12 protein-coding genes and 2 tRNA genes are annotated in these 22,585 nt (G+C 31.8%); 4 read left to right on the top strand and 10 right to left on the bottom strand.

From position 1 onward, the window contains the following. Positions 1–56 precede the first annotated feature (56 nt). Positions 57–839, top strand: coding sequence for an alpha/beta fold hydrolase (locus C8P67_RS11270; protein ID WP_115813271.1), 783 nt, complete (start codon positions 57–59; stop codon positions 837–839). Here the strand turns inward: C8P67_RS11270 and C8P67_RS11265 are convergent. The 5 genes from C8P67_RS11265 to C8P67_RS11240 all read right to left on the bottom strand — a co-directional run bounded on the left by C8P67_RS11265 (position 836) and on the right by C8P67_RS11240 (position 10,636). Beyond that, positions 836–1,507 carry an ATP-binding cassette domain-containing protein gene (locus tag C8P67_RS11265; protein WP_115813270.1) on the bottom strand — a complete coding sequence of 224 codons (672 nt, stop codon included), beginning with the start codon at positions 1,505–1,507 and terminating at the stop codon, positions 836–838. The genes C8P67_RS11270 and C8P67_RS11265 overlap by 4 nt on opposite strands. A 297-nt stretch (positions 1,508–1,804) precedes the next feature. Further along, positions 1,805–4,570, bottom strand: coding sequence for a PD-(D/E)XK nuclease family protein (locus tag C8P67_RS11255; protein WP_115813268.1), 2,766 nt, complete (start codon positions 4,568–4,570; stop codon positions 1,805–1,807). A gap of 61 nt (positions 4,571–4,631) precedes the next feature. Beyond that, complete coding sequence (locus C8P67_RS11250; protein ID WP_115813267.1) at positions 4,632–6,089, bottom strand: OmpA family protein; 1,458 nt, start codon at positions 6,087–6,089, stop codon at positions 4,632–4,634. Between the two features lie 111 nt (positions 6,090–6,200). Then, the gene (kbl, locus tag C8P67_RS11245; protein WP_115813266.1) at positions 6,201–7,394 is read right to left on the bottom strand and encodes a glycine C-acetyltransferase; all 1,194 of its coding nucleotides are present in this window, start codon (positions 7,392–7,394) and stop codon (positions 6,201–6,203) included. Between the two features lie 65 nt (positions 7,395–7,459). Further along, positions 7,460–10,636, bottom strand: coding sequence for a UvrD-helicase domain-containing protein (locus tag C8P67_RS11240; RefSeq protein ID WP_115813265.1), 3,177 nt, complete (start codon positions 10,634–10,636; stop codon positions 7,460–7,462). Positions 10,637–10,935: 299 nt separating this feature from the next. Between C8P67_RS11240 and rseP the strand changes: the two genes are divergently transcribed. The 3 genes from rseP to C8P67_RS11225 all read left to right on the top strand — a co-directional run bounded on the left by rseP (position 10,936) and on the right by C8P67_RS11225 (position 12,548). Continuing rightward, entirely contained in the window at positions 10,936–12,279 is a 1,344-nt protein-coding gene (gene rseP, locus C8P67_RS11235) for an RIP metalloprotease RseP (protein WP_115813264.1), read from the top strand. An 82-nt stretch (positions 12,280–12,361) separates the two neighbouring features. After that, a tRNA-Asn gene (locus C8P67_RS11230) sits at positions 12,362–12,435 on the top strand. A 39-nt stretch (positions 12,436–12,474) separates the two neighbouring features. Beyond that, positions 12,475–12,548, top strand: a tRNA-Asn gene (locus C8P67_RS11225). Here C8P67_RS11225 and C8P67_RS11220 read toward each other — a convergent pair. The 5 genes from C8P67_RS11220 to C8P67_RS11200 all read right to left on the bottom strand — a co-directional run bounded on the left by C8P67_RS11220 (position 12,514) and on the right by C8P67_RS11200 (position 22,434). After that, entirely contained in the window at positions 12,514–14,082 is a 1,569-nt protein-coding gene (locus C8P67_RS11220) for a recombinase family protein (protein WP_115813263.1), read from the bottom strand. The two genes, C8P67_RS11225 and C8P67_RS11220, sit on opposite strands and share 35 nt — an antisense overlap. A 115-nt stretch (positions 14,083–14,197) precedes the next feature. Continuing rightward, positions 14,198–15,001, bottom strand: coding sequence for a hypothetical protein (locus C8P67_RS11215; protein WP_147298222.1), 804 nt, complete (start codon positions 14,999–15,001; stop codon positions 14,198–14,200). 99 nt (positions 15,002–15,100) lie between these two features. After that, the gene (locus C8P67_RS11210) at positions 15,101–17,566 is read right to left on the bottom strand and encodes a S8 family peptidase (RefSeq protein WP_115813261.1); all 2,466 of its coding nucleotides are present in this window, start codon (positions 17,564–17,566) and stop codon (positions 15,101–15,103) included. Positions 17,567–17,575: 9 nt separating this feature from the next. After that, entirely contained in the window at positions 17,576–18,589 is a 1,014-nt protein-coding gene (locus C8P67_RS11205) for an AAA family ATPase (RefSeq protein WP_115813260.1), read from the bottom strand. A 179-nt stretch (positions 18,590–18,768) separates the two neighbouring features. Continuing rightward, entirely contained in the window at positions 18,769–22,434 is a 3,666-nt protein-coding gene (locus C8P67_RS11200) for a hypothetical protein (RefSeq protein ID WP_115813259.1), read from the bottom strand. Positions 22,435–22,585 lie beyond the last annotated feature (151 nt).

Genomic DNA, 22,585 nt, shown 5'->3' with positions numbered 1-22,585 from the left:
AGGAATTTAAAAATTTAATTTTGCAATTGTAAACTGTCAACATAATTCTCATCCCATTGGAAACACTTCTCTACAAAAACACCCAAATATCCTATACTGATACCGGAAAAGGCACTGCAGTTGTCTTGTTGCATGGTTTTTTGGAAAACAAAACGATGTGGGATTTTTATGTGTCCGAATTAAGCAAAAAAAACCGAATCATAACCATTGATTTATTGGGTCACGGAGAAACCGAAAGTTTGGGCTACATTCAAACCATGGAAGAAAATGCCGATGTAGTTCACGAGGTTTTGTCCAAATTAAAGATTCGAAAAGCTATTCTTGTAGGACATTCTATGGGCGGTTATATTGCTTTGGCTTTCGCCGAATTGTATCCAGATAAAATAAAAGGATTGGTATTGCTCAACTCCACTTCCAAAGAAGACAGCACCGAAAGAAAGAAAAACAGAGACCGCGCCATCAAAGCAGTCAAAAAAGATTATGAAACTTTCATCCGATTGTCTATTTCCAATTTGTTCAGCGAAGACAACAGAGAAAAACTCATTAAAGAAATCGAGCAGGTAAAAATTCAGGCTTTAAAAACACCTCTACAAGGAATTGTGGCTTCCCTTGAAGGAATGAAAATTAGAAAAGATAGAGAATTTCTTTTGCATACAACCACTTTTCCAAAATTACTGATTTTAGGAAAAAAAGACCCTGTTCTCAATTACGAAGAGAATTTGGAACAAATAAAAAGCACTAATGTTGAATTGGTAACTTTTCCCGACGGACACATGAGTTCTATTGAAAACCAAGAAGAATTACTAAGCGTTTTAACTGATTTTTTAAAGAGGATTTAGAGCATTCCTTCTTTCAGATATCCTTTCTCGATCAATTCTTCTTTGCAAAGCAAATGATGCGCCTTGCCTTCTTTGAGCAAAATCAATTTGTTCGACACTTTGATTACATTTTCATAATTATGATCCGAAATGATTATCCCTTTAGTTTTAGAATTTTCAGCTATTAATTCATTCACTTTCTCCACCAGCAAAGGAGACAGACCATTATAAGGTTCGTCCAGCAAAGCAAATTTTGAAGAATTATAAAGAATAATTTTAATTTCTAAGTAACGTAATTCACCTCCCGATAAATGAGAAATTTTCTTGTCAAGCATTGCAACAATTATTTCATCTGAACAAAACTCCTGAATCTTCTCTTTGGAAACAGAGAGCTGAATCGCTTTTTTTATAGATAATACTTTTGGAATACAATTATCCTGAGGCAGGTAACTAATTTCAGCAAATAAATCTTTGGTTTTAGATTTCACAACACTATCAATTCTAACAAACTTGAAATCGGCAGATTCAATTCCGAAAATAATTTTTAATAAAGTTGACTTTCCTGAACCATTTCTGCCCAAAAGCCCAATGATATCATTTGTTTCGCATTTTAAATAAACATCCGACAAGATGTTTTTATTGTCAAAAGTTTTCTGAACGCTGTCTATTTCTAATAAATGTTTTTTCAAAACAGTAACTTTATTAGATTAAAAACACAAACACAAATCACTAAAAAAGCAAACGTAAAACACCAAGAAGAAATCCAAAGCTGTATTCTGGAAATTTGATTGTTGAAATAAAACACATATTCATTCTTGGAATTAACTTCCTTAAAAAGCAGACTTAAACCAAAACCAAAACTAAGAACTGAGTAATTAAAAGCAATCAACCCTCCAAAAAGAAAAACAAAAAAACTAGCCGAAAGATTAATAGCAATTGTGCTTTTGAAAAATTCAAATAAGTTAAGCCACTTTTTACTCATTACCTTATACAATTTTCTCTTCAAAAGGAATATTCACATCCAATATTTCATTCAGCAACAAAACAATCTGCTCCAAATAATTCGATTGAATTTCACTACTGATAATAGCAGTACTTTCTTTTTCTTCTTTAAAATTAAAAGGCAGAAATCCCGATTTTAAGTTTTTAAAAGAAATAATTCCAGCTTCAATAGGTTTTCCGTTAGCATTTGCTTCATACATGTAAGCATAAGCCAAAACTTGGATAATTTTGTCGTTTTTGATATCGTCTGTCAATCCTTTCCAAGATTTAAGAGTAACATTCGTCTTTTCGACTTTACCCGTTTTATAATCGATGATTCGAATGTTTCCATTACGTACTTCAATCCTATCCACATTTCCTTTAATCAAAACTGGGAAAGGAAAACTTGGATGTTCGACTATTCTTTCGAATGTTTTTTCAAGTTCCAAAATTTTTATGGCGTCACCATTCTCTAAACTATCCAATTCTACCTTTAAGAAATTTAAAACATTTCGTTTAGCAACTTCAAAAGCCAAAAGATTTCTCCCCTTTTTTATTTCTCCTTCTTTGTAAACTAGTTTAAACTGAATCAAAACTTCTGAGTCAATTCGCTTAATGCAATTTTGAATATCAGTTTCCGAAATAAATTTGCCAATAAAAGGCTCATACAAAACACGTAAAGTCTCGTGAATAATAGTTCCCAACGTATTCAAAGCAATATTTTCTTCAACCTCTTCCACTTCGCTAATTCTCAAAATCTTTTGAAAATAAAACTGAATCGGATTCCGTATATAACTCGTCAATGCCGAAGGAGAAAATCCTTTTTCTGCAATTTCCTTCAAACGATCCATTACCTTTTCCGATTTTGGAATTACCATTGGAGAATAAGCTGTGTCCGGCAAAACGGCATTATAAATTTCGTGCGTTAAAGTATGATTAGGTTGTTTCTCAACTTCCAATTGGGTGATAAAACGGCTTTTTTCACCTGCGTCAAGACCATCGCTTTCGGTATTATACAGCAGATAAATGCTTTTGGCTCGCTGCAATAAATGATAAAAGTGATAGGTATAAATGGCATCTTTTTCTTTAAAAGTCGGCAAACCCAATTCACGTTTCACATCATAAGGAATGAATGAATTTTGAGATTTTCCCGCTGGAAATTTCCCTTCATTCATTGAAGTAATAATGACCGTTTCAAAATCCAGTACCCTGCTTTCAAGCACTCCCATAATCTGTAATCCATTTAATGGTTCTCCTTCAAATGAGACTTCAGCTAAATCAATTACTTGTTTATAAATTGCATAAAGCGTATCTATTGTATCAATCTCTTTATGCTGTGAATAGTAATTAATCAGTTTATTAATCACTTTAAAAATAGCATAAACAAAAGCTTTGGTTATTTTTTCCTCCTCATTTTCATTGTTTAAGTTGTTCTTAACCTTCAGTAATAATTTCGAAATTATTTCTAAAACGGCAATAGAACCGCTTTCCCATTTTTCAAATACAAGCAAAAATAAATCATTAGCAGAAGTATTTAATTCCAATAATTTTTGATGACTAATAAAAGTATAGTTGTTTTTATTAATGATATTAACCAAAGTACTTGCATTTGCATAAGGCTCAATCAACGGATGAGTCAATATATCCAGTACATCTTTATAATAAAAAACATAACTGCTATTGTTTCTGGACAATGCGTTCGTATGCATTTTAAACAATTTGGCTATCAAAATTTGCGCAGGATTATTTTTGCTCGAATATCCCATCGTAATATTCAAAGCGCCGACAGTATTTGGTAGAGAATACAACAATGGAATGAGCAAGTTTTCTTCTCCCAGAACAACAGCTACTTTATCCAGTGCAGCAGAACGATTATTATTTACAATGTTTTCAATTATACTCCCAGCTATCTTAGCTTGACCAATAGTTTTTGGAGTTCCAATAACTTGAATATTTTTCGATGCAGAGAATTCATCCACAATCCATTCAAAAGGATGGGACTTATAGTGTTTCCAGTTTTCTTTGAAACGACGTAAAAACAAACCTGCATCATGGTAAGGATCATTGAGAAACGTCTGATCAGCATCCCAATATATTTTAGCTAAATCTAAATTTATAAGATGTTGGATAATTTTTTCTTCCGAAGCGTTCAAGGCATTAAACCCTGCAAACACAAATTTTTTATTAGAAATTGACTTCGAAAAGTAATCAATATTTTTTACAGCTTCCCGATAAATCAAACCTTGATAACCAATTCTATTTTTTAGCAAGTGATCATACAAAGATTGATAGTATTTAGGTAATAATTTCCAAAAATCAATGTAGTTCTCAAGTAACTGCGTTTTATTTTCGACTTCAATTCCCCATTTCTTAATGTCTTCAATATCTTTCAAATATGACAATACATGATCTGGATCTAGTAAATAACGGTCAATTTCATTAAAATCCTGAAGCAGTGTTTTTGCCCAATTCGCAAAAACCTCAAATGACTGCTGATTCTTTTTTTCGGTAATCAACAAATAGACTTCATAAAACTCAAAAAGCAATTCAATTGGATCAATAGTTCTTATTTGAGCAATGTTCTGAACAAAATCTTCGATGCTAATAATTTCCGGAGAAAATATATTACCATCCGTTTGGTTTTTTAATGCCTCTATAAGAAATATTTTTGCTCGTTTATTGGGTAAAACAATAACCGTTTCTGTCAGCTCATTATTATAATCTGATAATATTACAGTGGCAATTTTATTTAAAAAGGAAATATTTGTCATTTTATAAATATAAAAAAAGCCATTCAATTAAGAATGGCTTTTAAAAATTATTTAGACTTGATTACAATTTACCTTCGTATACTGTTCCAATGTGTCTAATTTCAGTTCTTCTGTTAAGTGCTTTACCTTCTTTAGTTTTGTTAGAAGCTACTGGTTTAGTTGAACCATAACCAGCTGAAGTTAAGTTAGCAGGATTAACTCCTTTTTCAATTAACTTATCCATAACAACTTTTGCTCTATCTTCAGAAAGTTTTTGATTTACTTTTGCACTACCTGTATTATCTGTGTGACCTTCGATAGCGAATTTAGCATTAGGGTAGTTTTTAAGGATTTCTTTAATCGCTTCCAATCTACCATCTGTAGCTCCTTTATCAGCTGTTGCTAATACTGCTTTACCAGTTACAAAGTAAACTGCTCTAGCTTGAACTTTAAGATCTTGTAATACTTGTTCAGTTACTTCTGGACATCCTTTGTTACTTGCAGGACCAGGTACAGTAGGACAAGCATCTTGTTTGTCAATTACACCATCTTTATCAGAATCCAATTCAGGACATCCTCCGTTTGAAGCAGGACCAGCAACAGTAGGACATTTATCTGAAGCATCAGTTATTCCGTCTCCATCTGTATCAGGACAACCTTGGAATTGTTTTAAACCTGCAACTGAAGGACAAGCATCATCTGGATCAGCTACACCGTCTCCGTCTGTATCAGCACAACCTTGGAATTCAGCAGTACCAGCAACAGTAGGACATTTATCTTTAGAATCTTCGATACCATCAGCATCTGTATCAGGACAACCATTAAATTGCTTTAAACCTGCAACGTCTGGACAAGCATCATCTTTATCATAGATTCCGTCTCCATCAGTATCTTTAGCACCAAACTTGAAAGTAAGACCTGCAGAATATTGACTATAAGAAGGAGCATCTGGCGTTTGAGTTCCAGCATAAACTCTATCTCCAAATGATTTTTTATACGTTCCTAATAATGAAAGACCTACATTTTCTGTAAACCAAATATTCAGTCCAACACCAGGATTAATAGTACCATAGCTTTCATCACCTAAGAAAGTATAACCACCACCAAAACTTAATGTAGGCTCTAAAACTTTAGATTTGATTAATTCCATAAAACTATAAGTTACGGTTGCATCAATACCATAGTACATTAAATCTCCAGGATTTACAGCAACAAAATCATTAGGTCCATTCCAAGTTTTACCTGGAACTTTTACAACAAATTTATCAATTTGATTGATAGAACCTGTAAGTCCAACTATAAAACCACTACCTACGTACCTAGAAACGTTGATATAAGAAACTGAAGGAAGAATATTCCAGTTATCGCTTACCATAAATGGCTGATCAAAATGACTCATAAAGTCACCACCTGCACTAGATCTGTAGTCAACCGCGTTTACTCCAAAACCGACTGCCCATTTATTGTTACTGTCTTGTGCCTGAGAGTTCAATCCCATCACCATTGTTACAGCAACTAAAAGTTTGTTAAGATGTTTCATACTTTGTTATTTTAATTACAATTAGTTAATTTGAAACAAAAGTAGCACCATTTTCCGTAACATCAAAATAAATTGTTAAATAAAACACTTCGCAAATAGAAAATTTAACAATTATATTACAGCAAGTCTCTTACCTACAGCTACAAAACCGTGTATTGCTTTATCCAAATGTTCTTTTGTATGTGCCGCGGATAACTGCACTCTTATCCTTGCTTTATCCTTAGGCACTACTGGAAAAAAGAATCCAATTACATAAATCCCCTCCTTTAATAACTCATTTGCCATAGTTTGAGCTAATTTTGCATCATACAGCATTACTGGAACTATAGCCGAATCCCCGTCTACTATATCAAATCCAGCCTTTTTCATTCCTGCTTTAAAATAATTAGTATTCCATTCCAATTGATCTCTCAATAAAGTGTCCTTTTGTAATAGCTCAAATACTTTAATTGACGCTCCAACAATAGCCGGAGCCAATGAATTTGAAAACAGGTATGGCCTAGAACGCTGTCTTAATAATTCTATTATTTCTTTTTTTGCAGTTGTATAACCACCCATAGCACCGCCCAAAGCCTTGCCTAATGTACCTGTAATAATATCAACACGACCCATAACGCCTTTTGCCTCTAGCGTTCCTTTACCTGTCGCTCCAATAAATCCAGCTGCATGACATTCATCAACCATAACCAGCGCATCATATTTGTCAGCTAAATCACAAATCTTATCTAAAGGTGCCACAACTCCGTCCATGGAGAACACACCATCCGTGACAATTATTTTAAATCGAGCTCCCGTTTCATTTGCTTTAATTAATTGCTGTTCCAAATCAGTCATATTACTATTTCCGTAACGATAGCGGGCAGCTTTACATAAACGAACACCATCGATAATAGAAGCATGATTTAGGCTGTCCGATATAATTGCGTCATTCTCTCCAAATAAAGGTTCGAATACACCTCCATTAGCATCAAAAGCAGCCGCATATAATATGGTATCTTCCGTTCCATAGAAATCCGCTATCTTTTTTTCCAATGTTTTATGAATATCCTGTGTTCCGCAAATAAAACGTACTGACGACATTCCAAAGCCATGGGTATCCATCGCATCTTTTGCGGCTTGAATAACTTCGGGATGCGAAGAAAGCCCTAAATAATTATTTGCACAAAAATTTAAGACTGTTTCACCGGTGGAAATAATAATTTCTGCTCCTTGTGCAGAAGTAATAATTCTTTCTTTTTTGAAAATTCCGTTTTCTTCAATAGCTTGAAGTTCGGATTGTAAGTGTTGCTGTATTTTACCGTACATTTTTATTAAATTTTAAATTGAAAAGTGCAATTCATTGTTATTTCAAACAAATAATTATTTTTTTGTTACAAATGTACTACATCGATTTCAGCTCCTATATATACTAATGCTTTTTTTAGCACTTTGAAACCCATTTTTTCTATAGCACTTTGGTAATTTTCTAATTGATATTTATATTTTGAATTATGAACACCAGTTTTATAATCTAATAACAAAGCTTCTCTGTTTTTATTGATAACCAATCGGTCAGGTTTAATTGTTCCTTTCTCTTTCTGTATGATTGTTTGTTCATTAAAAACTTTATTCCCTTCTGCAAAATAATCTATCAAATCTTTATGATTCATTATTTTAAAAATAGCATTTGTGACAAGTTCTTTCTGCAGAATTGTGATTAAGCCGTTTTCGACAGCTTTATTAATTGTTAATTCCACATCACTTTTTGTCTCTACAAAAGATAAAATTTCATGAATCACATTACCAAATTCAATAGCCTGCTGCTGATGTGTTCCCCACATTAGAGCCTCTTTCTGCGCTATTTTTATGTTTTTTGGATTCATTACTTCCGAAACAACTGGAATGTTTTTTGTTGAATCAATGTGCTTTTCATCCGCAGATAATTTCTTGGAATTACCAAATTGATATTCGATTTGATTTTCATCATAAACTTTTTGCTGTATCAAATATTTTATAAAAAATGAAGCCATATTATTTGGATACTCACCATCTTTTTTTGGTTTTACATCTTGAGAAATAATATACAATTGCTCTTCGGCTCTAGTCAAAGAAACATATAATACATTAATATTATCCAGCAGCTCCTCTTGTTTTTTTAGATTATAAAGAGCCGAAGCTTCAGCACCAAATTCCTCAATACCAACAGTATTGTCAACTAACACTTTCGGCATATTAAAATCTTGCTCATTCGAATCCAGCCATAATTTATCTTTAGGTTTCCGATTATAATCTTCATCTGCAAAAGGCATAATCACAACCGGAAATTCCAAACCTTTTGATTTATGGATTGTCATTACACGAACTGCATTAGTCCCTTCTGGCGAAGGAATACTGAATTTTTCAGAGTTTTTATCCCAATAATACAGGAAATCTGAAATCCCTGCCTGATTGCGAACATCTCGTTCTAGAACAAGGTCTAAAAAATATTGAACATACGCAGTTCCCGAAGGTATGGTCCCCAGATTAGCATTGGTTTTTAAAAATTTTGCAATGATAATCTCAACAGCTTCGTACAATGATTTTTTTCTGATGTTTTCAAAAGAGAGTTCTATATTGCAATTCTCGAGCCAATTTTCAAAAGCTGATTCCTCCTTCTTATCCATTCCTTCGGCTATGAAATCGTGAACAGGTAATTGATCTTGCTTGTTTTGCGCCAAATACTGCAAGAAATTGGCCTTTGATTCTAAATCTGAACTGTTTTTTAAATACTTTAATATATGAATGATTAACCGAACTTCGGTTGCATTTTGAATCATCAATGTCTCAGAAGACAACAGCGGAATACTCTGCTCCGTTAAATAATTGGCAACAGCAATTCCCTGACTTCTTTTTCGGGTGAGAATTACAATATCCTTATACTCAAACCCTTCTTTTATAACTTTTTGAATTGTGTTTAAAGTCGCCAGAACATATTGTTCAGTTTTATCAAGAACTTCCTCTTCCTCTCCTTCTTGAACTTCGAGTTTTGGCAAAAAAGAAATATTTACATAACCGCCAATTTTATCATTTTTCTGCTGATGACTATGATTCTCGTATAAATCCTTATAATCTGCATTACTAAACTCATTGGACAATAAGTGAAAAAAGTTATTATTGAATTCAATTACCTGCGAATAACTTCTATAATTTTTATCTAAATGTTCCAGTATTTTATCGGGATTACTGAAAGGATTCTGATCTTTGCTCAGCTCAATAAACTGTTCAGCTTTTCCTCCGCGCCATCTGTAAATAGATTGCTTGGGATCCCCTACAATCATCAAAGTTCCTTTTTGTCCGGAATCATCTTGACCTGAAAGAGCATTATCGATCAGCGGAATCAAATTTTGCCATTGCATTTGGGAAGTATCCTGAAACTCATCAATAAAAAAATGACGGTAACGTTCTCCTAACCTCTCATATATAAAAGGAGCTGGCTGATTCTGGATTTCGCGATGAATAATTGCATTAAACTCTGTAATCGAAAGAATGTTTTGTTCGTTTTGAATTTTCATTAATTCATTGCTTACCGTATTCAATAATGACAAAGGAGTAATGTTTCTTAAGAATGCTTTGTAAAAATTTCGCTTTTCGAAGTTTTTATATATTTCCGAAAGACCTTGTAATAATTGAGGAATAATGTTTTCTATTAATGCTTTGTCCTTCGCTGTTTTATTTATTGCAATATCTTCGAATTCACGAAACATTTTATTCTTTTGGTTGAATCTCCCATCTGCAATACTATGAAGATGATTTGGAAAAGTGCCTCTGGAAAATGATTTAACATCAATTGCATTTATATCAATTAATTGCAGAAGTGATTTGGCAAGAAGAGCATTTTTGGCTTCTAAATCTTTACAAATTTGTATCAGTTTTTCTTTTACAACAATGAAATCATTAATAGATTTATCTTGAAAATGAACAATTTCATTTCGATTATTTTCATTAAGCACTAATTTCCCAGTTTCCAAAATTTCCCGCGAAATATCCCAGGATTTATCATCATCTGTTTTTTCGATAGTAAAATCTACAAGCAGTTTGGTCAAGATATCATCATCACCAGCTTTGGCAATAATTGCATCTACAGCTTCAATCAGAAGATTTTCAGTATCCAAAGTCACTTCAAAAGTCATAGGTAATCCTAAGTCATGAGCAAAAGCACGAATGACCTTGTGAGTAAATTTATCAATAGTAGAAATATCAAAAGCAGCATAATTATGAATTATATGTTTAATGATCTGCTGTGATTTTGTTTTGATTTGGATAATAGAAAGCTGGGTTTCCTGAGACAAATTCTGCATTAAATCCTGAGCTTTTTTTGCAGGTTCTTCTTTGGCAAATTCAGATAGACTCCCAACGATTCTGCTTTTCATTTCGTGAACCGCTTTATTGGTAAACGTTATTGCCAGAATATTCCGGTAAGCATCATTCTTATGCGCGGTTAGAATAATTTTAAGGTATTCTTTGACAAGAGCATATGTTTTTCCAGAACCTGCCGAAGCATCATAAATGGCGAAAGATGGTCTTTCCATATAGTAAGTACAGTATTATATTTTTCAAACAAATTGTATAAAGCCCTAAAAATGCCAGTCCGATAGAAGTAAAAAATCGTTTGCATTTTATTTTAAAAGACATTTCTAAAAGTACGAAATCCTAGTATTCTAAAAAAAATATAGAATCCAAGTTGTAACAAAGTTATTAGACGACCGCCAAATTAAAATAAAAAACACATTAATTAACAAAGTTTTAAAGCGATACCAAAAAATATTGCATAATAAATAAAATAGAAAACAGTACTTTTGTCCGTCATTAAAGAACCGAAAATTAAAAAATGGAAATAGTTATCAAGCTTTCTCAATTTTTATTGAGCTTATCATTACTTATTATACTGCACGAATTAGGACATTTTATCCCTGCCAAATTATTTAAAACCAGAGTCGAGAAATTTTATTTGTTTTTTGATGTAAAGTATTCACTGTTTAAAAAACAAATTGGTGAAACTGTATATGGTATTGGCTGGCTGCCTCTTGGCGGTTATGTAAAAATATCCGGAATGATTGATGAGAGCATGGACAAGGAACAAATGGCCTTGCCTCCACAGCCTTGGGAATTTCGTTCTAAACCGGCTTGGCAGCGTTTGATCATTATGCTGGGCGGAGTAACGGTAAATTTTATACTTGCATTCATTATATATATAGGTATGGCTTTTGTTTATGGGGATACGTTTATTGCTAATTCTGACATTAAAGATGGATATTGGTTTGAAAATCCAGCGATGATTAAAGCTGGTTTTAAAACAGGGGATAAAATCATTGCAATTGATGGATCAAAAGTAGAAAATTTTGACAACGATTTGAACATGAACATTGTAATGGGAAAAAACGTTTTAATTGAAAGAAACGGACAAAAACAAACCCTTACAATACCTAAAGATTTTATTGATCAATTATCCAAAGAAGAAAAAGGATTATTAGTTAAAATACGTATGCCTTATACAATTGGCGCTATTTCTGATGAATATCCAAATCAAAATTTAAAAGTCAAAGATTTAATTGTTTCGCTTAACGGTCAAAAAATTAAATATTTTGATGAAGCTAAACCTATTTTAGACGCTAATAAAGGAAAAACAATTCCTGCGATTGTTTTGCGCGATCTAAAAGAAACACCAATAACTCTAATTGTATCTAAAGACGGAAAACTAGGAGTGAACGCTGGAGGAATTAGCTTGGCTTCACTAGAGAAACTTGGCTACTATAAAGTGAGCACTAAAGAATACGGATTTTTAGAATCTATTCCGGTTGGCATTGAAACAGGAAAAGACAAGTTATTTGGTTATGGAAAACAATTAAAAATGATTTTTAACCCTGAAACCAAAGCCTACAAACAAGTTGGAGGATTTCATGCTATTTATAATATTTTTCCTGACACTTGGAGCTGGGAGCTTTTCTGGAGCATTACAGCTATTTTATCAATTATGCTTGGTGTAATGAACTTATTGCCTATTCCAGCACTTGATGGTGGTCATGTGATGTTTTTATTGTTTGAAATTGTTAGCGGTAAAAAACCAAGTGACAAATTCTTAGAGAATGCACAAATGGTTGGTTTTGTATTGCTTATCAGCCTATTACTTTTTGCTAATGGAAATGATATTTATAAAGCGATTGTAGGCAAATAAAAAAGATTGTTATTTTTGCTTTTTTTGTTTGCTACATTTAAATTTAATCCTATATTTGCACTCGCTAAAAAGAGCAACAACTTCCTCCTTAGCTCAGTTGGTTAGAGCATCTGACTGTTAATCAGAGGGTCCTTGGTTCGAGCCCAAGAGGGGGAGCAAACTTTTTTTAGCAAACATACATACCTTTAAGGTGATTCCTCCTTAGCTCAGTTGGTTAGAGCATCTGACTGTTAATCAGAGGGTCCTTGGTTCGAGCCCAAGAGGGGGAGCATAAGTGGACAAGCCATTCTTCGGAATGGCTTTTTCTTTTTTAACAAGTCCCAACTCATTGATATTTAAGGTCAAAAGGGTAAGTAACTCATTCACCTGAGTGGTTCGATAACTATTTTCAAAAAATATAATTTTTTCTGGGAATATCGAACCAATAATTTTTTGTTTTACTTCTAAATCTGCACTTAGATAGTATCTCTTCATATTAAATAAAAATAAAAATCCATAATCAAAATATTGCTTAAAGGCTGATTTGTCTATTCTCAACTCTTCCTTCTCAATCTCTAGCCTTTTTAGTTCATCTTGTATTCTAAACTTAATCGATTTATATTCTTCCAAACCAAATGAATCAGCCAAATATTTGTCCTGTAAAGAAGTCAATTTTAAATTAGTTTGCCTAATTTTTTCTTCAAGCTTTGTGATTTCTTTATACCTCTCTTGTTCATCTTGATTAAATACATCTTCAAGAATGGCCATATAAAGCTCCAGAACGTTTTTATCTATTCTAAAAGAGTCCAAGTAGTCTTCAAAAACACTATTCGCTATATCTGCTCTAAATCGTTCTTTACAACCCTTTTGACAATGGTAATAAAAATGCCTCGAGCCATTTCTACTTGTTGACCTACTACCAGTTAATTTACCTTGACAACTATTACAAAATAAATGCCCTCTTAATGGTAATTCTTGTTTCCTTGTTAGTTTAACTGGCGTTTTCTTTTTCCTTCCAGAAATTATATCTTGAACTTCATCAAATTTTTGCTTTGATATTAACGGCTCATGTTGTCCCAAAAATTCTTCTTCTGGCTCATCTTTCCATTTAGACAAAATAATTACCCCATAGTAATATGGATTACGAACATGATTTAAAAAACTTTGTTTACAGCAATCTTTTAATCCTTCATTAATTAATTTTTTCCTCACTTCTTCAATTGTATAAATACCTTTAGAAAGTTCCTCAAAACCTTTTTTAATTAACGGGGCGTTGATTGGGTCAAGCACAATCGATTTAGTTGTTTTTTCATTTAAATATCCTAGCGGAGGTCTCCCCATGGTTCTTCCTTCTCGTTGCGCTTGTCGCATTCCTTGTTTAGTATTCAAACCACGCCTTTCATTTTCTATTTGAGGCATTAAATTGTAAATAAGAAATGGCAACAGACTTTCTGGACTATTTAATTCAGTATGATTCTCTACTGTAATAAATTCAATTCCTAGAGATTTGAATTTACCTAACATAAGCAAAGTATTTTCTAAATTTCTCGAAAACCTATCTGGTCTAACACAGATAAACATATCTGGTTTTATTTTTCGAGTTTCAAGATCCTTTAAAAATATTTTAAATTCTGGACGATTAAAATCTTTAGCCGAATGATCGTCTTGATAATGCTTTAAAACTTCAAAATTATTTTTCTCACAATGTGCTTGGAGCTTAGAAAATTGGTCCTGTAAACTAAAACCATTTTCTTTTTGTTCATCAGTCGATACTCTAGTGTATATTACTGCTGTCTTTCTTCGTTTCAGTTTTGAATTTGTCATTTTCTATTGTTGCTGCTATATATAAGTAATCCCTAATTTTCTTAACTTCATCATCCGTAAATTTACGTTCAGACTTATTAAGTATCTCTTTGCATTTTTCAATACTAATCATAACCTAAGTTGTTATAGTTAACTTAATATCATCAACAAGATATATTTCAACTTTTTTAAATGACCATAATGATATTGCAGTAAATAGGTCTTTATTTTGAAAAACTAAATTTGAATTTTCAATTAATCTTACATCGCTCTCTTTTTCATCAATATAAAGTTTTATGAATTTAAAATCACCGGTTTTGAGAAAATACAAAAGCGTCATCTTTTCCTCGCTTTCATAAACGTTTTCAATTGCAAAATCTCTTTGGAAAGCATTATTGGGAAATTCAGGCTCTATGAAATCAAGCAACCTGAGGTTTATATGAGTAGGAAGAGTTGCTGTAGTAAATATTTTTGAATAAGCTTCTAAGGACATTATATTTGTATGCCCTTCCTCATAAATCATTAAAATTTTGGGGTTTCTCAATATTGCGTCTAAAACGCTGAATTTCAAAAGTGAGAAACCTTCAATTGGGGATACCATTAAATCCCTTCTAGTTTGTTTTAGCGAATCTAATGGTATTCCAAATTTTCTTGCCTCAATTACAATATTTAACCAAATACTTTCAAGCTTATCAAATCTACGATTTTTGCCTTTGTCCCCCTCCTCAACAAATAAAATATCACTATTAATCCAGCTATTTAATACTCTGGGAGATTGTTTGCTTTTTGCAGTTATTTTGACTTTGTGTAAATGATAATTTACAATTTCGCTCTTAAGAAATTGTATAAATGCATCCGGAAGTTCATCGTAAGTTTCTTTTACGTGTTGCTGATTTAATTTATCTTGTAATTTTTTTAGTTTTTCTATATCCATGCTCATAATATAATATTTTTACAAAGATATAAAAATATTACATTAGCGTAACATTTTACTAGATAAATCGGAATTAAACGTAAAATTCGTGTAGCTGTAGAATATTTACGTTTCTATTTCAACTTCATTTTCTATTCTAATAGCTTCATATATTTCAACGTTAGCATCTAAAATTTCTATAGTAACAACAAAAGCATAGGGAATGTCTTTTTTATTTTTATCCCAACCTTTATGCCCGCGAACTGAAAAACATATTTCCTCGGTTAAATCAAATGATCTTATTATTGTCCAGTCTTTTTGAAGTGTGCTATCATTTCTTCTTACACCTCTAACTTGTCCCCAATTATTTCTCTCCCCAAGTTTCCAATCCCACGAGGGTAGTAGATTCCTAGCAACATTATCATAATGATTTACAGTTCCCTTAATTTCTTTCATCGCAAAATCCTCATAATCACGATAAGTTTCACCTTTTTTCGATGAATTCCAATCTAACCAAGTAGCCAAATAAGATTTGGTTTTTTGTCGAGTTCTTCTGGTCTCGGCAGTATATGATAAAGTGACTTCAACAAGAACACTATAATCATCCCCTTGTGATCGTAAACTCTCTGGAATTTTGAGAGAAAATATATGCCCCTCTTCCGCTTGAATAGTATTCGTATTATAAAATGTTACTCTGTGTGGTGTGTTATTTACAACTCTTTCTAATGATGGAACACCATAACCAAATTGCCTAAACCCTTCAAAGGTTGGATTATTAAATAGCATATTTGGTAGTCTTGCACCTTGAACAACAAATGCTCTAATCAAATTCATACCCTCATCTGGATATAATTTAAGTAGTTGCCCAACAATATGAGCAACTTTTGGTGTAGCATATGAAGTACCAACATCATCATTTCCATAATGTCCCCCACCGTGCAATGTAGACCTGATAAGTTCAGGAGAAATCTGACTTTTTGTAGAGACTAAATTTCCAGTTATCATTTTTACTAAACCACCACCAAACTCAACCACATCTGGCTTTATCATTCCCCAAATACCGGTTCCAACTCTTGAAAATGGAGAAACCTCATGAACGTTACCTATTGATGCCCATAAACCATCATTAAAATCAGAATGATTTATTGATCCAACAACTAAAGCAAAACTACTCTGTGCTGGATTGGCGATTCTGTTTTCGGGTTTAAATAAATAATCCGGATAATTATCTCCTTTTGCAAAATAATGACTTATATCCCGTGCTGTAATATTTCCTACTGATATTACAAATAATATATCTTCTCGGTGAATTAAGGTATCGATAGAAGATGCCCACGCCGACATATGTCGGATCCTGCAAGGCACCTTAGTACTAATTGATAAATTAAATATTTTACAATCTCTATTATCATTAACAATTGTTGTCATTAGAATAGGTGGATAAATATAGAGCGGAAGCTTTCTATTGTGATCCAAAACGCGACTATTTCTTATAAAGAACGGCAATTGATAATCTTCAGTAATTCCTGTCACTCCGTTAGGATATAGAATTGCACCTGCAACCCTTGTTCCATGGCCACCCCCAGCTACAAAATCTGCAACTTGAACATCCTTCAAATAAGATCTTGATCTAGCAACGTCAATTGCGCCTATTAATAAATTATGATCTTCTTGAATTCCGCTATCAATTACAACAATACTTGGTGAGTCATGGGTAGGAACTAAAGTATTAATACCATAATCGTTAAATTCTGATTCAGAATTAATTTCCCCTAGACCAACTTCACATGCTTCTGTCACTTCGAAGATAAAAGGATAATTTATAACAATATCTTTCAGTCCTTTTCCTGCAATTTCAATTCTACATGAAAAGGAATCATTAGACTCTAAATAGCTGCTTAAAAACTCAGCACTATACTCAAATACAAATCTTTCAAAATCACTTTGTCTTTCAGCAAATAATTCATCTTTTGCTATTAATTGCGATCTATATTCTTGAATTTTTTTATCATAACCCCTTACTTTCGGATCTGGCTCTTGCATAATTTGTTTATAACATGCAATAGCTACGTCAACAATATATAATTCTTCATCAATAATTGTATCCCATTCTCGAAGTAAAGCTTCAGACAAGATATATTCTGTACGCCATTTTTTTTCTGATAGGATTTCCCAAAGTTGAGATGCTTGATCTTTATCTCTACCTTTTTCTTCTAAAAACCTATTTATTTTCTCTCGCAACCCTTGGAGACCATCAAATGAAGCTCCAATTATATATCCATCTTCATTTTCAGATATAACATTTATATTAAATCCAGCAAATGCAGCTTCGACATCAAATGATGATGGATCAACTTTTAAAAACACAGGAACTATATTTGGATTTAAATCAGGTAACCCTAATTCTTGTCTTTTAACTATATTTTCATCCCAAAGTTGCTTTAGTTGATTAGTTTGTTGATTTAAGTGATTTGCATGATAACGTCTATTCTCAATATTCTCTTTTGAACGTTGACTTTTATCTCCACCACCAAAAAGTCTGGGTGAGCCAGTAATTTTTTGTGCAAGTTTTAAGTGTGGAAATTTCTCCATATAATAATTTTACTTGTTAAAAGCTATGTTTTCTACTAATGCTTTTTCCAAGTTTAATAATGAAATTTCTTTTTGATTTTTTATCACTGAAAGTTTTGCTGCATCGTTTGCAACTTTTACAACCAAAGCAGAGGAAAATCCTAACATTTTATTTGAAAGATCTGTCAAATTAATATCTTTTCCAAGTTTCAGTGATGACAAAGTCATTTGAAGTAATCCTAAAATTTCTTCCTGATTAGGTCTAGGAATTTGAATTATATCATCAAATCTTCTAAACAATGCAGTATCAATAGATTCTTCCAGATTGGTTGTAGCAATAAGTATTCCTGGAGACTCATATTCTTCAAGTAAACCTAAAAGAATGTTCACTATTCTATGAATTTCTCCTACATCATTATTTTGACCTTCTCTCTTCTTTGCTATAATGTCAAATTCATCAAGCAATAAAACACAGGGAAAGTCTTTTAATGAGTCGAAAAGAGATTTTAGATTTGCAGATGATTCACCCAAATATGACGACATAATCGCATCAAATCGAACTTTATAAAAAGGAAGCCCTAAATTCCAAGCGATCCGTTCTGCAGACATACTCTTTCCACAACCTGACGAACCATATAGTAAAATTTTTTGTCGAGGTTTTAAACCATGATTAGCTAGTCTTTCTTTAGCTGCATATTCATTTTCAATCCTTTCAATCTTATATTCTACATTTTCCGACAATACCATGTGATGTCTAAGAAATTCTCTATCAACATGACTTGCGAGTGGCAATCTATATCTCCTATCTGCTGGAATCTTAAAAACATCATCTCTATTCTTCGTTAATTTTAGTTTTGATTCATTCTTTTGAGGCTCTATCCATTTTACTAAATTTCCTTCTAAGATTGTATCTAGTTTATCCGCTAATTTAGTATGACCTTTTTTTCTTTCATCATCAATAATGGTATAAGCTATCCTTACCAAAGGTTCTTCTTTGTTTCCTTCGATAGATTTAAATAATCTTGTTAGTAGCGTCTGGTTCATTGTTAATGCTTGTAAGTTTGTTTAAAGGTACAAAAATAGAAAATAGGCTGGATAATATTTGTTTTCAACCAATTATTAAATTTCAGTTTACACAATACTAAATCATTCAATTATGCAAACTTTTAGACTAAAACACAATATCGCATAAACAGAATAAAGAGATTTAGTAATCTTTTTGTCTAAATCAATGTGTTCCTCATAATAGTATACTTTGTATCTCTAATTAGTTCTTCTGCCTCAAATAAATAACCTGTCTCCAAACAATAACTGTCCAGAAGTTCTATGTCTTTTCTCTTTCCAATTATTTCTAGACATCTACCAAAAACCATTAAACCAAATAAAGAATTCTCATACTTTGCAAATTTTGAAAGAATACTAATAAATCTTAAATAATCAACCCCTCTCTTCTCAAGTCTTTTACACCAATCATCGACCCAGTGTATTTTACTTGAAAGACTAAACTCTTTTAATTCTAGAATTACATCATCATCAGTAGGGAAGAAATCTTTTTTATCAGCCTCAATCATGAAGGAGTATAAATTATTTTTAGACCATTCAATATAGCCTGAACGTTGGCATTGGCTAGCAAATACGTTTATGCTAGATTCGTCGAAATATCCTAAATATGGAATTAAACTATTTAATTTATGAATGGTTATTTTTTCTTCTTTTCCAAGCTCATAACATCCATATGTAAATTGCGTAAATCTAAATAACTCATCTTTTTTATCAGATTTTAAAAAAATATCTGCAGCCAACTTTCTCGTTTCATCGGTTGCTACATATAATGCTATTTGTAGAAGAACATCATCATGCCCAAATATATTCTGATATTTTAAAAGATAATATTCCGCATCAGATTCAGGGATAAAATTCATTAGATCTTTTATATCTTCAAAATCAAAGAATTTATTATTGCATAACAATATTTCAACTTCACATTTTATTTTATCTGACCAAATATTAGGTAACACAGAAAGTAATCTAGGATATTTCACCAATAATTTTAAAACAACCTCCTCAACACTATAATCTCCAACGCGAGCTCTTTTGTATATTGATTCAACAAAAAGAGTTTTATCAGCTGGCAGTACTTCTTTTAGTCCTGAAAGTAATTCAGTTTGCGAAGCACTATCACACCAATCATAAAATGAATATTTCCGCAAATTTTTTTCTTTTTTTCTATTTGACCATATTGTTTTTAAAAAGGCATGACTATTTAATGATAATTGTTTTCCATGATCTTTAGGACTCCATGTCTTGTCTAGGGAAATCATAAGTGAAGCTGTACTGTGTGGATGAGCAACACGTTTAATTTCTGCTTTTCTAAGCAGTGTATATTTTAAAGCAACAATGGAATCTTGCTTATAAAAAATATTATGAATAATTTCTTCGCCAATTTTTCTTTTTTTAAATTTTTCAAGCAAATTAATCTGATCATCATTAAGCATATCCCATTTACATTTAGAAATGGAATAAGTAATGTTATTTTTAATTCCTTTAGGAAATCCACTTCTTTCTTCACCTTCAACTTGTAGTGCTTCCCATTCTTGAAGGATATATTTTGCATATGTTGACGATTTTTCTCCAAAGCATTGTAATATCGCCCATAAAGCATACAGCAAATTACTTTCTTTGTGATTTTCATTTTTTAACCATGATTTATAAATGTATTCAGCTAAATTTTCAGATTTCCAATAACCACTCAATAGATATAAAAATCTTATAGATTTACTACTTTCAAATTGTGAATCAAATAGATATTTAATAATGTTTTTTTCTGTTACAGCATAAAATTTTGATCTTACATGTTCCATAGTTTCTTCTCTTTGCTTGTTGCCGTACGTAGGCTCAAAATCCGCAAAAACAGATAGATACTTTAATCCCGAGATTGTATTCCCGTTTTTAAAACGAGTCAAATGTAAAAAATGATTATCTTCCGGAAAATGTTCAGTAATTAACATTATATCTTCTGCATCAGAATAAAACAGTTGCAATAAAATATGATGAATAACAGAACTACTTACTTTATTTTCTTTGATATTTTCTAAATTCCATTTCCTTACCATTGTCAACAAAAACGAATAATAAATATTATTATGCCCTTTTTTTGCGTCCAATAAATGTGAAAAAACAACTGTAGGATTAACTGAGAGTAAATATTGTATATCATTTTCTTTTAATTCTCTTTTACTTATTGATAGAGATATAATATTTGATAAATAAGGATCAGACATCAAAAAGGCGTGTATAGCTAAAACATCATCCTTTATTATATTTTGTAGCGAATTACTTAAAATTACATCACGTACTCTATCGTGCCTAAAGAGAACCATATTTTCTCCACTAATTGACACTAACTTTCTGTTAACAAAGAGAGAATCTAATTTTTTTAGAGTATCGGGATTTATCCAAGATTTTAGCTCTTCATATGACGGAGTAAAATTTTTATTAAATAGCATCAAATTACCCAATTCACAAAGACTTTCTGTTAAATTAATTTCTAATACGTTTAAATTATAAGCAATCTCATTAATGTTTTTTTTAATATAAGTACCAATTATACTTTGAAAAAAAATATTATTTAAATCCTCAATTTTACTTACTACTGAGGTAAATAAATCAATTAATAAAGGGTCATGTGCTAACTTACTTGACAATTCTTTAATTTGAAACTTACTTGCAGGAATGTTTGCTTGAACTAAGACATTTTTGATATGTAGTGTACTATCGAAATCTCTGTATTCTTTCAGAGAGCTATAAGTAAACGATGGATTTTCATTAGTAGCCGATTGAAAGTAATTGAAGTGTATTGGCCATATTGGGCAAACAATCTTTATTCTTAACAAATTCCCGTCAATGCTATTACTTTTCCAAGAGATTATCTTCTCAATTAATTTACGAGGGTTTGAGCTTGTGTTAATATCGTCGATTATTATTAAAATACTCGAAACTTCCTTAATTATAGATTGAAATTGGTTTTCATCGTAAAATAAATTCCTATGATGAAGTTTCAATTGGTCAAAAATAGCAGTTTCTAAATTTATTGAATTTGATACAACTTCAGGACTAATTTTTAATGAAACTTTTTCAGAAGAGATATAATTATCCATCAACCAGTATGCTAAGCTACTCTTTCCCATCCCTGATTCACCTGTAATAAAATGCACTAAAGAATCAGAGCTGTTTAACTCATCTAATATTGTTTCAAATTCATTTCGAGTGTGTAAAATTTTAGGATTAATTGAAAAGTCTGAAGCATAGTTTTTTTTGTTTTTTAATGAAATATCTTTAAAAAGCTGTGTTGAGAGTAGTTCAGCTTCAATACCTAAAAGAGTTTTTCTTATCCAATGACCATAAGCAGTATGATCTAAAAAGTCACTAAGAATTGATAATTCAATAATTTCTAATTTAACATCTTCATTATCTGCAGTTTTATTAGCTAGTGTAAATAAATCAGAATCAACTTTTTGATTTGTCACAAGATAAATAGTGAATTTTGATTCCGTTAAAAGTATTTTCGTTTTTTTAGCTTCTGTAATCGCTTTCAATAAATCACCTTCAGGTTTAGGATCCTTTTTTTTCTTTCCTTTATATAATTGGGGATCATGTAGCCACTTCTCTTTAAGGTTAGAATCATCAGTTGTATATTCAATGTAGCAAAATTCATCATTCGAAGATTTTGAGAATCCATCAACAGGGCTCTTTATCGTTTCTCCTTTTTCATTGACACCTGCCTCAATCAAATTTGCCAATTGTGGAAATTTGACTCGTAATATTGATGCCGCAATCCTTTCAAAAAGTGCCCTATCAGTGATGTTTTTTAATTTTTCAGATGTAGTCAAGTCGAAAATAAATTATATAAATGTAAATAATAAAAAAAGTATAGTAATTTAAGATTTTGAATAATCAAATCATTTTTTCTTTCCAATATCTTACTATTCATTCCATACTAATCAAATATAATTAACTTTTTATACAATTGATTAATTAAAA

Origin of the sequence: Flavobacterium aquicola (assembly GCF_003385115.1) — a bacterium.
GTDB lineage: Bacteria > Bacteroidota > Bacteroidia > Flavobacteriales > Flavobacteriaceae > Flavobacterium > Flavobacterium aquicola.
This window is presented reverse-complemented; position numbering and strand designations above follow the sequence as displayed.